12 protein-coding genes and 1 pseudogene are annotated in these 14142 nt (G+C 72.7%); 5 read left to right on the top strand and 8 right to left on the bottom strand.

Features of this window, described 5'->3' with window-relative positions:
• Positions 1-77: 77 nt before the first annotated feature.
• Positions 78-1258 (top strand): annotated as a pseudogene (locus DWB77_RS35105) (amidohydrolase).
• A 9-nt stretch (positions 1259-1267) separates the two neighbouring features.
• Here DWB77_RS35105 and DWB77_RS35100 read toward each other — a convergent pair.
• The 3 genes from DWB77_RS35100 to DWB77_RS35090 form a co-directional block, all read right to left on the bottom strand.
• Positions 1268-2404, bottom strand: a complete 1137-nt coding sequence (locus tag DWB77_RS35100; protein WP_162952678.1) for an FUSC family protein — start codon at positions 2402-2404, stop codon at positions 1268-1270.
• 170 nt (positions 2405-2574) lie between these two features.
• A complete protein-coding gene (locus DWB77_RS35095; RefSeq protein WP_120726522.1) occupies positions 2575-3462 on the bottom strand; it encodes an SDR family oxidoreductase in 888 nt (295 codons plus the stop codon).
• 258 nt (positions 3463-3720) lie between these two features.
• Complete coding sequence (locus tag DWB77_RS35090) at positions 3721-3951, bottom strand: DUF6479 family protein (protein ID WP_120726520.1); 231 nt, start codon at positions 3949-3951, stop codon at positions 3721-3723.
• Positions 3952-4519: 568 nt separating this feature from the next.
• Between DWB77_RS35090 and DWB77_RS35085 the strand changes: the two genes are divergently transcribed.
• Complete coding sequence (locus tag DWB77_RS35085; RefSeq protein WP_120726518.1) at positions 4520-4708, top strand: DUF6381 family protein; 189 nt, start codon at positions 4520-4522, stop codon at positions 4706-4708.
• A gap of 206 nt (positions 4709-4914) precedes the next feature.
• Entirely contained in the window at positions 4915-6018 is a 1104-nt protein-coding gene (locus tag DWB77_RS35080; RefSeq protein WP_120726516.1) for a glutamate--cysteine ligase, read from the top strand.
• Positions 6019-6164: 146 nt separating this feature from the next.
• Here DWB77_RS35080 and DWB77_RS35075 read toward each other — a convergent pair whose 3' ends face one another.
• The 5 genes from DWB77_RS35075 to DWB77_RS35055 all read right to left on the bottom strand — a co-directional run bounded on the left by DWB77_RS35075 (position 6165) and on the right by DWB77_RS35055 (position 11454).
• Positions 6165-7349 (bottom strand): zinc-dependent alcohol dehydrogenase, encoded by a 1185-nt coding sequence (locus tag DWB77_RS35075; RefSeq protein ID WP_120726514.1) that lies wholly within the window; start codon positions 7347-7349, stop codon positions 6165-6167.
• 133 nt (positions 7350-7482) lie between these two features.
• Positions 7483-8298, bottom strand: a complete 816-nt coding sequence (locus DWB77_RS35070; RefSeq protein ID WP_120726513.1) for a glycosyltransferase family 2 protein — start codon at positions 8296-8298, stop codon at positions 7483-7485.
• A complete protein-coding gene (locus DWB77_RS35065; protein WP_120726512.1) occupies positions 8283-9302 on the bottom strand; it encodes a glycosyltransferase in 1020 nt (339 codons plus the stop codon). Before DWB77_RS35065 ends, DWB77_RS35070 begins: the two co-directional genes overlap by 16 nt.
• Positions 9299-10351: a glycosyltransferase gene (locus tag DWB77_RS35060; RefSeq protein ID WP_246033743.1), complete on the bottom strand. Its 1053-nt coding sequence runs from the start codon at positions 10349-10351 to the stop codon at positions 9299-9301. Before DWB77_RS35060 ends, DWB77_RS35065 begins: the two co-directional genes overlap by 4 nt.
• A gap of 11 nt (positions 10352-10362) precedes the next feature.
• Positions 10363-11454 carry a glycosyltransferase family 1 protein gene (locus DWB77_RS35055; protein WP_246033742.1) on the bottom strand — a complete coding sequence of 364 codons (1092 nt, stop codon included), beginning with the start codon at positions 11452-11454 and terminating at the stop codon, positions 10363-10365.
• A gap of 534 nt (positions 11455-11988) precedes the next feature.
• Here DWB77_RS35055 and DWB77_RS35050 point away from each other — a divergent pair.
• Both DWB77_RS35050 and DWB77_RS35045 read left to right on the top strand, forming a co-directional pair.
• Positions 11989-12453, top strand: a complete 465-nt coding sequence (locus DWB77_RS35050; protein ID WP_120726509.1) for an SRPBCC family protein — start codon at positions 11989-11991, stop codon at positions 12451-12453.
• Positions 12446-14035, top strand: a complete 1590-nt coding sequence (locus tag DWB77_RS35045; protein WP_120726508.1) for a phytoene desaturase family protein — start codon at positions 12446-12448, stop codon at positions 14033-14035. The genes DWB77_RS35050 and DWB77_RS35045 overlap by 8 nt, the downstream gene beginning before the upstream one ends.
• The last annotated feature ends 107 nt before the right edge of the window (positions 14036-14142 follow it).

Below are 14142 nucleotides of genomic sequence, written 5' to 3'. Positions count from 1 at the left end.
TCGTGGTACCGGGAGAGTGGCACCCGAAGGTGGACACGTGCGGCGGGTCGTCGCACGCCGGATGCCGAGGAGGCAGAGTGACCCGCACTTTCGAGGACGATGTGCATGCCGAGCTCCGTGCGGCGGTGGCGGCGCGCGCGGACGCGTTGTGGCAGGTGGCGGTGGGGCTGCACGGCGACCCCGAGTACGCCTTCGCCGAGCACCGGGCCGCCGCCCGGCTTTCGGGCGAACTGGAGAAGGCCGGTTTCGTGGTGGAGCGCGGCGTGGCCGACCTTCCCACCGCCTTCACCGCCCGCTCCGGGCGCGGCCGCCCCGCCGTGGCGCTGCCGCTGGAGTACGACGCGCTGCCCGGCCTCGGCCACGCCTGCGGGCACAACCTCATCGCGGCCGCGGGCCTGGGCGCGGCTCTCGCGCTGCGCGCGGTGCTGGACGAGTCGGCCGGAGGCGTGCTGGCCGTCGGCACCCCCGCCGAGGAGGGCGGCGGGGGAAGGTCCTGGAGGCGGAGGCGGGCGTGTTCGACGACGTCGACGCGGCGCTGATGTTCCACCCCGGGGTGTACAGCTGGACGCGGGCGCCGCTGACCGCCCAGGTGCAGTACCGCGTGGCCTTCCACGGGCGGGCCGCGCACCCGACCGGTGATCCGACGGAGGGCATCGACGCGCTGGCGGCCCTGATCGAGTTGTTCAACGTGCTCAGCGCGCTCGGCCGGCGGCTGCCGGAGGCCTCCCACATCCAGGGCATCATCACCGAGGGCGGCACCGCCACCAACATCGTGCCGGAGTACGCGCAGGGACTCTTCGGCCTGCGCGCCGCCACGACCTCGGCCCTGGACGACCTGGTCGGGCAGGTGCGGGCCGCGGCGGACGGCGTCGCCCTCGCCACCGGCACCAAGGCGGAGGTGGAGCGGGCCACCTTGCGTTATGACCACTTCCGCGACAGCACGGCGCTGTCCGAGCGCTTCGCCGAGCACCTGTCCCGGGAGGGGATCGAGCTGACGCGGCCCACGCCGGGCGTCTATCTGGGCTCCTCCGACATCGGCAATGTCAGCACGCGCGTGCCCGCCATCCACCCCTTCGTCGCGATCATGGACGACGGTTCCGACCACACCCCGGAGTTCGCCTCGGCGGCCGCCTCGCCGCGTGCCCGTGCCGTGGTGGTCGCGGCGGCCGGAGCGCTGGCGTGCACGGCCGCCGACGTCCTGCTCAACGCCGACCTGCGTGACGAGGCGTGGGCACACCATCGTGCGGCGGCCTACTGACCCGGGGGCCTAAGCATCCGCGCTGTTCGCCTCGTTCGGGCCCTGCCCGGCGATCGTCGAGAGATCGGCGAGCAGGCGGATGGTGTCCGCGGTGACGGCGGCCAGCGCGTCCTGGGAGGCGTCGCCGCGCTCACGGAACAGCGAGGTCAGTTCGTCCTGGGCGGCGTACGCCCGGCGCAGCGCCTCGTGACGCTCGCGGCTTCGCCGACGCGCCTCGTCCGTGTCGTCGTCGGCGGGATCGGAGCCGTCCAGCGGGTCGTCCAGGCCGCACAAGTCCCCGGCGGCGCCCAGGAGTTCGGCCAGGATGCGCGGCGCGGGGCCCGGCAGGACGGTCCGGTCCCGGCCGGCCTCCGCCAACGTGCGGGTGATCGCTTCGGCGTGGTGGGTGATCCGGTCCCAGGTGAAGTCCCAGTCGGCCGCCGGGGGCAGCGGAGCCGAACGGCGCAGCCGGTGGCCCGGGTTGAAGCGGTAGCTCTCCTGCGACCAACGGCGGGCCGTGCGCAGGTCGGTGACCCGGTCGGTGAGCCGCCGCGCCCGGTCGTGCCAGGCCTGCGCGTCGTCACGGGAGTACGCGCCGTCGCCGAGCCCGTCGGCGACGGCGTGCAGCAGCGCGGCGCTCTCCTGGGGCAGCCGTCCGCGCAGATGGCGCACGCTGCGCGAGTGCACCGGGGGCAGCACCAGGGCGTTGACCGCGATCCCGATGACCGCACCGAGCAGCGTCTCCAGGAACCGGTGGATGATGTCGAACCCTGAGTACGTGCCGTAGACCAGCACGAACAGGGCGGCGGTCGGCGCGTTGAGACCCTGGGTGCCGAAGCGGGCGTACGAGCCGAAGAGCATCGTCGCCGGGAGCGCGATGGCCATGGCCAGCATGGTGTCTCCGGTCAGCACGCCGGCGCCCGCCGCGAGCAGGGTGCCCATGACCACGACCACGAACTGCTGAAGGGCGGATTTGAGCGACCGGTAGACCGTGCTCTGCACGAGGAATATCGCCGTCCAGGGCGCCAGCATCGCCATCGGCGCCTTCCACCACCAGCCCGCCAGCGCCCAGGCGATCAGCGCCGCGGCGGCGGCCTTCAGCGCTTGGACCGCGGTGTCCCGCTCAGGTCCGGGGCTGCTCAGCGCACGCCGCGCCGATCGCGCCACGGCCGCGCACTCCCAGGTCGCCCACTGCCCCCACTGCCGAGAGGCCTGGCCCAGATTCTTCAATGTCCCATCCCGTGGTCGCACCCTTTGCTCACGCGGCCCGCATGCGGGCAGGGCTTTGCCCGCCGCCCTGCCCGCCTTCCACCCCACTGCCGCCCTACGAGGGGGGCCTAGGGCAGCGGTGAGCCGCCGGTCGCGTTCATCACCTCGGCGGTGATGAAGCTCGCGTGCTCACAGGCGAGGAAGACATAGGCCGGTGCCATCTCGGCGGGTTGCGCCGGGCGCCCCAGCGGGGCCTGCTTGCCGAACTCGGCGGTGTCCGGCAGCGTCGCGGGAATGAGCGGGGTCCACACCGGCCCGGGCGCCACGGCGTTCACCCGGATCCCGCGTTCGGACAGCATCTGTGCGAGCCCCTTGGTGAAGGTGACGATGGCGCCCTTGGTCATGGCGTAGTCGAGCAGATGGGGGCTGGGCTGGTAGGCCTGGACGGAGGTGGTGTTGATGACGGAGCCGCCCGCAGGGATGTGGGGCACGGCCATCTTGGTCAGCCAGAACATGCCGTACAGATTGGTGTGCAGCACCCGGTCGAACTGCTCGGTGGTGATGGCCTCGATGCCGTCGGGCTGGGACATCTGGTAGGCCGCGTTGTTCACCAGCACGTCGATGCGCCCGAACTCGGCGACCGCCCGGTCGATGAGGTCCCGGCACTGCCGCTCCTCGCGGATGTCGCAGGACACCGCGATGGCACGGCGTCCCGCCTCCTCCACCAGACGCACGGTCTCGCGGGCGTCCTCTTCCTCCTCCGGCAGGTGGGTGAAGAGGACGTCGGCGCCCTCCCGCGCGTAGGCGAGGGCGACGGCCCGCCCGATGCCGGAGTCGCCGCCCGTCAGCACGGTCTTGCGGTCGGTGAGCAGACCGCTGCCCCGGTAGCTCTGCTCACCGTGGTCCGGCGGGGGATCCATCGGCCCGGTCCAGCCGGGGTGCGGCTGGTCCTGCTGGGGCAGATCGGGCCGGGGGTGCTTGTCGGTGGGGTCCTGTCGACGGGTCGGGTCGGTCATGGGTCGCGCCTTTCCGGAGGGCATGGGAACGATCGGGTGGCGTCGTCGGCCCGGGCGTGGGTGGGTGTGCCCGGCGCACAGTTGGATCAGCCTTCGGCAGACCTCGACGGCGCTCGGACGCGCCCGGTGAGCCGCTGTTCGCTCAGCTCCCCGGGGCCTTCGTGCCAGTGGGTGGTGACACGTCCCAGGTACCCCGATGAGCCCACGTATGCGCCCTGCGGCGGGCGAACGGGACCGCCCCTCGGTCCTGGTGCGCGGCTAGCGACGGTCGTCGTGGTCGTCGGGTCCGGGGGACGACGGAGGGGTGTCCCAGGAGTCGGCCCCCGGCTGGGGCGCCGAGGGGGGCGGGGGCTTGCGGGCGGCTCGGCGGCGCCCGGTCCAGAACATCGCCAGGAGCCCGGCGACCACCACCAGTCCCACGATGACCAGGAGCAGGGCCGTGGCGGGCCCCGCGGCGACGACCTGCGAAGTGGGGTGAGCGATCACCATGGGCTCGAACTCCTCTGGATGGCTGACGGGACCGGGTGAGCCCCGCCCGGCAGGTACCGGATGACATAGCTCTGCTACCCGAATATCCCCAGACATCTCGGACGCCTGCTCCAAAGGGACGATCCCGGTCTCCCCCTGCGCACGGCCCGCGCTCCGGGGGGTGGGGCCCTCTTCTTCGAGCCGGGCACCAAGTCCGCTCTGTACAACGGGAGTTACCTGCCGCTCGACGGGCTGCCCGTGTCGATGGCGTACAACTCGACGCTGCACATCACCTTCGACGTCCACGGTGAGGTCTGCTGATTCGACTCTTCACCCTCGGCTTCGGCGTACTCTGCGCGGGGGTCGGCGCGACTGTCCTTCCAGTACGTCCATCGCGGGGCGTGACGGCGGGCCCCCGGTCCGTCCCGGGCGCTTCGCACTTGGCCGAACCCCGGATGCCACCCGTCACGGCATCGCACAAGCTGTCAGCGACGAGGCGGCATTCGCCGCCGCCGTCGAACGGCACGGAAGCGCGGTCTTGAGCACGGCACACGGCCGGCGTCTTCCGTCGCCCGACCCAGGAGCGATCATGAGTGTGGGAGACGAATACCGCAGCCGCGCACGGGAGTTGGAGTCCCGGGCACGGGAGTGGAAAGAGGCGGCCGAGCGGGCCACCGACCCGGAACAGCGCAAGCGCCTGACGGACAAGGCGCGCCGCGCCCACGAGCAGAGCGAGCAGGCGGGACGCATGCCCGGCCAGGGTCTGGACCCGGTGTAGCCGCCCCTCCCGCTGCCGGTGGACCGGGCTCCGCGATCACCGCCCGCCGGGCGCGGACCCGCGCCGGCGCCGGACCCGCGCCGGGAAGCGGCCGCCCGCGCCGGGCCCCGCCCGGACGAGGCCCGCCCGGTCCTGCCGTATGACTCCGCGCTGTCGGGGCACACGTCAGTACCGAGCTGGGCACCGGTATGGATCGGAGACTGCGCATGCGCACCGTCGGAGTTGAAGAAGAGCTGCTCATGGTGAGCGCGCGGACCGGTGAGGTTCTGGCGCTCTCCCCGGTCGTCACCTCACCGGCGGCCTCCCCCAAGGGCGGCGAGGCCGAGGAGCACGAGTTCGAGACGGAGCTCCAGAAGGAACAGGTGGAGTTCGCCACCAGCCCTCTGACGGCGATGAGCGACATCGAGGAAGAGATCATCGCGCGGCGCCGGGAAGCGGCCGCCCGCGCCGAGAAGGCGGGGGCCACCGTCGCCGCCCTGGCCACCTCGCCCGTGCCGGTGCAGCCCTCGCTTGAGCTCGGGGAGCGCCACGTCTGGATGGCGAAGAACTTCGGGCTCACCGCCCGCGAGCAGCTCACCTGCGGCTGCCATGTGCACGTGGCCGTCGACTCCGACGAGGAGGGCGTGGCCGTACTCGACCGGATCCGGCCCTGGCTGTCGGTGCTGACCGCGATCAGCGGGAACTCGCCCTTCTGGCAGGGTGAGGACAGCGGCTACAGCAGCTACCGCAGCCGGGTCTGGAACCGCTGGCCCTCCGCGGGGCCGACCGAGATCTTCGGCTCCGCCGACCGCTACCACCGGCACGTCGAGTCGATGCTCGCCACCGGTGCCCTGCGGGACGACGGAATGATCTACTTCGACGCGCGGCTGTCCGCCCGCTACCCGACGGTGGAGGTCCGCGTCGCCGACGTGTGTCTCCAGCCGAGCACCACCGTGCTGATCGCCACGCTCGTCCGCGCTCTGGTGGAGACCGCCGCCGCGGACTGGCGGGCCGGCCGGCCGCCGGCCCCGGTCAGCGCGGGCCTGCTACGGCTTGCGTCCTGGCGGGCCGCCCGTTCGGGTCTTGGCGACTCCCTCGTCGACCCGCTCACGATGCGGGACAAGCCCGCGTCGGCGGTCGTCGCGTCCCTCCTGTCCCACGTCGAGGACGCGCTGACCGCGAGCGGCGACCTGGAACGCGCTCGACGCACCCTGTCGCGACTGACCGAACAGGGCACCGGCGCGGACCGTCAGCGGGAGATCCACCGCCAGCACCGCAGCTTCGAGGCGGTGGTACGGGAGTGCGCCCGGATCACGGCGCTCGCCGACTAGCGGCAGGCGGTCCTTTCGCGCTTCCGTCCCGGCGGGCGCGCACACATCGCGGCGCGAACTGCCGACCCGGCGGGCGCCCCCACCTCGTGGTGTGGGGCGCCCGCCCTACTTCCGATCTCCTCAACTCGCCCTGTTCTGCGGGCCATTCACGGCGTGAAGAGAACCTTGACCGCGCCGTCGCGCTTCTTCTGGAACATCTCGTACGCGTCGGGCGCCTGCTCCAGCGTCAGGCGGTGCGTGGCGAAGTCGTCGACGCCCAGGGGGTCTTGGTCGGTGAGGAGGGGGAGGATGTCGTCGACCCAGCGTCGGACGTTGGCCTGGCCCATGCGCAGGTTCAGCTGCTTGTCGAACATGGTGAGCAGCGGCAGCGGGTCGGCCGCGCCGCCGTAGACGCCGGAGACGGAGATCGTCCCTCCCCTGCGGACGAGGTCGATCGCCGTGTAGAGCGCGGAGAGGCGGTCGATTCCGGCGCGCTTCATCATGGCCGAGGCGAGCGCGTCGGGCAGCAGGGACGTCATGCCCTGGGCCGCGGCCGCGACCCGGCTGCCGTGTGCCTCCATGCCGACCGCGTCGATGACGGCGTCGGGCCCGCGGCCCCCGGTGAGGTCGCGTACGGCGTCGGTGAGGTTGTCGCCGCATTCCTGGAGGTCGAGGGTGTGGATGCCGCGTCGGCGGGCCCGTTCCAGGCGCTCCGGTACGAGGTCGATGCCGATGACGGTTCCGGCGCCGCGGTGGGCGGCGATGCGGGCGCTCATGTCGCCGATGGGTCCCAGGCCCAGAACGGCGACGCTGCCGCCGGGCGGGATGGCGGCGTACTCGACCGCCTGCCAGGCCGTGGGCAGCACGTCGGAGAGATAGACGAAGCGGTCGTCCGACGGCCCCTGCGGCACCTGGATGGGCAGCGTGTTCCCGAACGGGACCCGCAGGTACTGGGCCTGCCCGCCGGGCACCTGTCCGTAGAGCTTGGTGTAGCCGAACAGCGAGGCGCCGGTGCCGTGTTCGCGTACCTGGGTGGTCTCGCACTGCGACTGGAGGCCCTGGTCGCACATGAAGCAGGTGCCGCACGAGACGTTGAAGGGGATCACCACGCGGTCTCCGGGCTTCAGGGAGGTGACGTCCGGGCCCACCTCCTGGACGATGCCCATGGGCTCGTGCCCGAGGATGTCCCCCGGGTCGAGGAAGGGACCGAGCACCTCGTAGAGGTGCAGGTCCGACCCGCACAGTCCGGTCGTGGTCACCTGGACGATGACGTCGTCCGCGTCCTGGATGGTGGGGTCGGGCACGGTGTCCACGCGTACGTCGCGCTTGCCGTGCCAGGTGAGTGCCCTCATCGCGTCTCCTTGTGGGTGTGCCGGCTCGAACAGCTGGTGGTGTCCGCTTCTGCCCTACGGTGGGCGCGTGCCCTAGGCGGGGGCGGCGAACCGGTCCGGCGCGGGGATTCGCGGGCGGGACCGTGGCCCGGGCTCACCGTTTGCGCCAGGTGTCGGCGGCGGGGTCGTGCACGGCCAGCCCCAGCGCCTCGAAGGCGCGGAGCCATCCGAGCATGGGCCATGTCCCCCAACGCCGTTTGTAGAGCGCCCCGTTGCGCAGGATGTCGTCGAGGTGCTGGACGGGTGGATCGTGGGTCGGATGGTGCTGGTGGTACGCGGGTGCGCCGCCCACCCACCACAGGTCCACTCCCTGCCGGGCCGCCGTGGCGGAGAAGTCGGTGTCCTCACCGCCGTAACCGGCGTACGACTCGCAGAACCCTCCGACGCGGCTCCAGGTGGCGGCGGTGAGGGCGAAGGACAGCGACCAGAAGAGGCGGGGGTCTCCCCCGCGCCGGAGCTCTCCGTCGGCGGGGGCGGGCCGCGCCGGATGGGGCGGGGCCAGGTCGGCGAGGGCGTCGAGGCCATAGCCCCCGGGTGGCGCGGGTGGCAGGTAGGCGACCGTTCCGCACAGCAGCGCGCCGTCCTCGGCGACCTGGGCGTAGCGGTCCAGGAGGGTGGGGCCCGGCACACAGTCCACGTCGAGGAAGACCAGCAGGTCCGCGCCGCCTTCGAGGGCCCGAGCCGCCCCCGCGTTACGGGCGGCGGCCAGCGGCAGGCCGCCCTCGGCCAGCGGCAGGTCGAGCACGCATGGTGGGGGCCTTCGGCCGGCGGTGAGCGGGCCGATGTCCGGATCGTCCATGGCGACGATCACATACTGGTCGGGGGTGCGCGCGCCCCGGGAGAGTCCGTCCTGCTGGAGCAGCAGATGACGGTGCCGGCCGGCGGCGATCGTGATCACCGCGGTGCGCATGCGGGCTGCCTCGGGGCGCGGTTGGCCAGGTCGGTGAGCAGGCGGCCCGCGCGCTCGGCGCCGTCGCCGGGAGACCACTGGGCCCAGCGCTCCGGCCGGGCGGCGGCTTCCGCGAGCAGGGCGGGCCACTCCCGCGCGCCGGGCCAGGTGTCCCGTACGGTGGCCAGGCCCCCCGCCCTCAACGCCCTTGCCGTGGCGTGCTGTTCACCGTGCGGACGGTCCTGCGGGATGACGACGGCGGGGACCCGCGCCGCGGCGCATTCCGCGATGGCGTTCTGCCCGGCGTGGGTGACGACCACACTGGCGCGGCACAACAGTGGCCAGGGGTCCTCGACCCAGGGGGCGCCGGGTCCACCGAGGAGGGTCCAGGACCAGTCGGGGGTGGCCAGGGCCGCCTCCCTCAGGTGCGCGGGGGTGACGTCGGCGCCGCCCGCACCGAGCAGCACCACGACTTCGCCGCGGCTGGCTGCCCTGTGGCCGTCGACCGTGGGGCGCGGTCGGCCGTCGTAGCGCGAAATGCTCCCGGTGTGCACGGTCTTGGCGTGCCAGTGCGGGGGCCAGCCCGGTTCGGGCAGGGTGCCGGGCCAGGGCGCGAGCAGCGCGTCCGCGAGGTCGTAGCCGAGGCGGTGCGCCTTGTCCCGGCGGTCGCCGCGCATGGCCGCGACGACGACCGGGATCCCCATGAGCCGCGCCATGGTGGCGGCCTCCACCGATACGTCGCTGACGAACAGCGCGGGGTTCTCCCTTCTGATCCACTCCGCGATGATCCCCATCCGTTCGCGATGACCGCGGTGGTGCACGGGAACCCAGTGCAGCCGGCCTCGGGCGGTGTGGTCGACGGGAGCGGCCGCGGTGTCCGGCGGCAGACAGACCCAGGGGCCCCGCCAGCTGTCGGGCCGCGGCAGCGAGGACAGCACGGTCACCGGGCCCGCGACATGGGCCGCGATGCACTGCGCCCGGTGGAGATGGCCCCGGCCCTGATGGTGGACGTAGTAGCCGATCACCTCGTCACCCGCTCGTACAAGGTGGTGTAGGCGTCGGCGGTGTGCTGGAGCGAGCAGAACAGTTCCGCCCTGCGCCGGGCGGCCCGGCGGTCCAGGCGCATGGCCCGAGGGATGAGTTCGGCGAGGGCGGCCACGTCTCCCGGCGGTGCGAGCAGCCCGCACTCCGGTGTCAGGATCTCCGCCAGCGCGCCGCGGTCGAACCCGCAGACGGGTGTGCCGCAGGCCAGCGCCTCGGCGACCACCAGGCCGTACGGTTCGTCCCAGCTCGGCGTCACCAGAGCGGCGGCCGCCGTGCCGAGCAGCTCGGCGAGCTCCTTGCGGTCGAGGTGGCCGACGTACTGGACGCCGTCTTCGAGCAGCGGGACGACCTCTTCCTCGAAGTAGCGCTCGTCGGAGACGGGTCCCGCGAGCTTCAGGGATACGCCTGCCGCGCGGGCCGCCCGAATGGCCAGATGGGGGCCCTTCTCCGGCACCATGCGGCCCGACCACACCAGATCGGGGCCGCCCGGGCCCGGCGTCCAGAAGTCCGTGTCGATGCCGTTGCGCACCACCAGCGCCTCGGGCACCATCGGCCGCCAGGCCGAGGCGGTGAACTGGCTGACCGCGGTGAACAGGACGGGGCAGGCGTCATGGCTCTGGATGGCGGACTCGAGCCACGGGGTGGGCGGCGTGTGGAGGGTGGTGATCACCGGAACGCGCAGGGCGGACGCCATCGCCACGGGCAGATAGTGCAGGCTGTTGTTGTGCACCACGTCGAAGCGGTGCTCGCCGTCGCGTGCCAGGTCCAGCATCAGACCCAGATAGGCGTGGTGTTCCTCCATCCATGTGGTGCTGGGCATGCTGGCGTCCGAACGGGCCGCCGAGCTCAACACCACGCGGCGCACGGGCAGTTCGCGTGCTTCGAGTGCGGGGTCGGAGCCGGGTGCGGCGAAGAGTTCCACCTCGTGTCCGCGCCCGGTCAGGGCATGGGCCAGCCCCCAGGTGTGGGCTTCGAGCCCGCCGGCGAACGGCTCGTTGATCGGATGTCGCGCGGACGCGATCAGAGCCACCCGCAACGCGTTCATCGCAGCAGACGGGTGTAGAGGGCGCGGTGCGCGGCCGCGAGGTCGGCGCGCTCCCGGGCCCGGTGGTGTTCGGTGGCCCGGGGCGCCGGCCTCTCCTCGTACGCCCGCAGCACGGCCTTGCGCAGGGACTCCTCGTCGAGGCCACCCTCCTGGGTGTGCCCGTAGGTCAGACAGGGCCGCTGCTGGGCGTAGAACCCGCAGTCCGGGGCCGCGACGGCGGTGCCCAGATCGTGGCACGCCTCCAGCCATCCCGAGTGCGTACCGAAGAGATAGGGCAGCACGGACAGGTCGAGCGACGCCAGGTAGTCCCACAGCTGCTCGTCGTCGAAGTAGTCGTGGATGGTCAGCGTCAGTCGGCCCTGGTGCGCCAACTTCCGTAGTTCACCGAGCAGTTGGGGGTTGTAGGCGGAGGCGGCCGGATCGGCGACCTCGCGGTGGATGTTCACCTGGAGCTCCGCGTCCGCGAGCTCGGCCATCGTGTCGGCGAGTACGCGCACGACGGGCAGCACGGCCATGTTCGGCCGCAGGCTCTTGGCGTGCACTCCGACCCGGAACTGGTCGTGGGCGGGCCGGGGACCGGCCACCAGGGGCAGCTCCACCACATGGGGGTGCGGTAGGACGTCGGCCTTACGGTTCCAGCGGCGGTCGATGACCTCGGCGGCGCCGGGGGTGAGCGTGATGAGCTGGTCGGCGGCGGGGATCACCACGTTCAACGCGGCGTCGTGGGTGGCGGGGTCGAGCTGATGCGGGTTGCGCAGGTCGTGCACCGTGTACACCAGCGGCTTGCCGTGCCGTCGAAGGGTGTCCACGAGAGCGGTCAATTGGTCCGGACTCTGGGCGTCGAACCCGAAGTGCAGATGGAAGACGTCGAAGTCCTTGTGGTGGGCGCTCACCCAGTCGGGGTCGAGCATGACGGGCGGCCACCAGCGCTGCGAGGTGCTGGGAGCGCCGTTGGGCCGGGGGTCCGTAAGACGTCTGACGCCGTCGGCTTCCGGCGCGGAACAGTGGCGCACATACACATGGCCGGCCGGCACGGACGCGACCCGGATGTCCACGGCGGGACGAACGGACGGGGGTTGTTCGGCCACGGTGAAACTCCTCCGGTGCGGGACGGACGGCGTCCTGTTCGCCTCCTCCCAGTGTGTTGAGGGTCGTGGGGTCCCGCACATGGAAGGCGGGGCATGTGGCCGCGCACCCTGTGCGGGGTGGGTGTCGGGCGCCCGCCAGTCGGGTGAGGACGCGTGCGGGCACAGAGCTGTGGCCCACCGTCGGCGGCGAACGACACACCGCCCGACGCCTCCCGACACCTTCAGCGGCGGGCGCGGGATGCGAGCCCACCCGAGGGCGCGCACCATGGGCCTGAGTGTCGAGTGGGCCGTACGTGTCGACGCGGACGCGTTTGGCGCCCCACGGCTGGGGCACCCGGCCCCACCACCCGTACGAGCACGGTGAAGGAACCGGTGCGGACCACGAGAGCGGGACCGCTCCACCCCGACGGAGCAGCGGTGACTCACGAGCGCCGGGTCACCCCTTACCGGCGCCCGCCCCCACCGCTCGACCCCGGCCCATGTACGGGCCCCACATGCGCGGCACGCGCCGCGTCGGCAAGGAGGACTTCTCTCATGGCCATCCGCCATCAACTCATCCAGCGCTCCCCGGCCGATGTGTGGGCGGTGCTCTCCGATCCCGAGCGCTACGGGGACTGGGTGGTGGGGCCGGACAAGTCCGTGCCCATCGACCGGTCATGGCCCGAGACCGGCTCGCGGCTGCGTTTCACCCTGCGTGCGGGACCGTGGTCGGGCGACGGCACGACGACCGTCCGCCACAGCGAGCCGTGCAGAGAGCTGGAGCTGGAGGCGGCCTTCAAGGCGCTCGGCAGCGCGCGGATCTTCCTCCAGCTCAGGCCCTGGGGAGACGGCACTCTGGTCATCTGCGACGAACACCCCCTGCGCGGCCTGGGCGGCACCCTGCACAATCCCGTCAGCGAGGTGCTGCTCCAACTCCGCCACCGGGGCATGCTGGCGCGCCTGGCCAAGGTCGTCGAGGGCGAGCGCGCCGGCGCCGACGCCGGGGCCCGCCATGCCTGATGCGGTGGTGATCGGCGCCGGCCCCAACGGCCTGGTGGCCGCGAACGTTCTGGCGGACGCCGGGTGGAGCGTGGAGGTCCTGGAGACGCAGGACGAACCCGGCGGCGCGGTCCGCAGCGACCGTGGAGTCCACCCCGACTACGTCTCCGACCTCTTCAGCGCCTTCTATCCCCTGGCGGCCGCCTCCCCCGTCCTGACCCGCCTCGACCTCGCGGCCGAAGGCCTGCGGTGGAGCCACGCCCCGCGGGTCCTGGCCCATCCGCTGAGCGACGGCCGGTGTGCGGTGCTGGAACGCCAAGTGCGGGAGACGGCAGCCGGGTTGAAGGGGTTCGGGCCGCACGACGGCGAGGCCTGGCAGGCCATGTACGACATGTGGTGCCGAGTGGGCCCGGACATGGTGCGAGCCCTGTTCACCCCCTTCCCGCCGGTTCGTTCCGGGCTCCGACTGGCGGCGAAGCTCCGGGCACCCGGCGGCCTCCGGCTGGCCCGGAACCTGTTGATGCCCGTGCGGCGCCTGGGCGAAGAGGAGTTCACCGGGGAAGGGGGCCGGCTCCTGCTGGCCGGCTGCGCCCTGCACGCCGATCTGGCGCCCGAGTCCGCGGTCAGCGGGGGGTTCGGCTGGCTGATGGCGATGCTCGGGCAGAGCCACGGCTTCCCTGTTCCGGTGGGTGGCGCGCAAGCCCTGACCGCCGCGCTCGTCGGCCGCCTGGAGAAGCGCGGGGGCGCCGTGCGCTGCGGGGAGCGCGTCGCGTCCGTGGTCGTACGCGGCGGCACGGCGGCCGGGGTGGTGACGGCCGGCGGGGAGACGATCGGGGCGCGCAGAGCCGTGCTCGCCGATGTCTCGGCGCCGGCCCTGTACCGGGACCTGGTGGGCGAGGAGCACCTTCCGTCGCGTCTGGTGCGCGACTTGGAGCGCTTCCAGTGGGACTTCGCGACGTTCAAGGTCGACTGGGCGCTGTCGGGGCCGGTGCCGTGGCAGGCGCCCGGGGCGGCCGGCTCGGGAACGGTCCACATCGCCGACGGCGTGGACGGTCTGTCCCGGTTCGCCGCCGAGATCGCGCGGGGGCAGGTTCCCGCCGACCCGTTCGTCCTGCTCGGCCAGATGACCACCGCGGACCCCAGCCGCTCGCCCGCCGGTACGGAATCGGCGTGGGCGTACACGCACGTGCCGCAGGAGATCACCTCCGACGCGGGCCCGGACGGCATCACGGGCCGGTGGGACGCCCGGGATCAGGAGGCCATGGCCGACCGCGTCGAAGCACAGGTGGAACGGTACGCGCCGGGGTTCCGCGCGCTGATCCGCGCCCGACGCATCCTGGCCCCCACGACCCTCCAGGCCATGAACGAGAACCTGCACCTGGGCGCCATCAACAACGGCACCACCGCCCTGCACCAACAGGCGATCTTCCGTCCGGTGCCCGGAACCGGCCGGCCCGAGACGCCGATCAAGGGGCTGTACCTCGCCTCCGCGGCCGCGCATCCCGGCGGCGGCGTCCATGGCGCTCCGGGCGCGAACGCCGCCCGCGCGGCCCTGCGCCCCCATGGGCTCCACACGCTTCTCCACCGCGCGCAGCGGGTCTGATGCGGCGAACCGGGGACGTAACCCCGTGGTCTATATGGCGGTTCGGGCCGTCGACGGGCGCCATGAACGGCCTTGCCCTGGTATGAGTAGTCCGTTGGGGCGGATGC

Source organism: Streptomyces hundungensis, assembly GCF_003627815.1.
Lineage (GTDB): Bacteria > Actinomycetota > Actinomycetes > Streptomycetales > Streptomycetaceae > Streptomyces > Streptomyces hundungensis_A.
This window is presented reverse-complemented; position numbering and strand designations above follow the sequence as displayed.

What these genes read in the sequence shown, in the direction of transcription:
- DWB77_RS35095 (WP_120726522.1), bottom strand. Translation starts at nt 3,462, where the DNA reads ATGACCGACCCGACCCGTCGACAGGACCCCACCGACAAGCACCCCCGG.
- DWB77_RS35090 (WP_120726520.1), bottom strand. Translation starts at nt 3,951, where the DNA reads ATGGTGATCGCTCACCCCACTTCGCAGGTCGTCGCCGCGGGGCCCGCC.
- DWB77_RS35085 (WP_120726518.1), top strand. Translation starts at nt 4,520, where the DNA reads ATGAGTGTGGGAGACGAATACCGCAGCCGCGCACGGGAGTTGGAGTCC.
- DWB77_RS35080 (WP_120726516.1), top strand. Translation starts at nt 4,915, where the DNA reads ATGCGCACCGTCGGAGTTGAAGAAGAGCTGCTCATGGTGAGCGCGCGG.
- DWB77_RS35075 (WP_120726514.1), bottom strand. Translation starts at nt 7,349, where the DNA reads ATGAGGGCACTCACCTGGCACGGCAAGCGCGACGTACGCGTGGACACC.
- DWB77_RS35070 (WP_120726513.1), bottom strand. Translation starts at nt 8,298, where the DNA reads ATGCGCACCGCGGTGATCACGATCGCCGCCGGCCGGCACCGTCATCTG.
- DWB77_RS35050 (WP_120726509.1), top strand. Translation starts at nt 11,989, where the DNA reads ATGGCCATCCGCCATCAACTCATCCAGCGCTCCCCGGCCGATGTGTGG.
- DWB77_RS35045 (WP_120726508.1), top strand. Translation starts at nt 12,446, where the DNA reads ATGCCTGATGCGGTGGTGATCGGCGCCGGCCCCAACGGCCTGGTGGCC.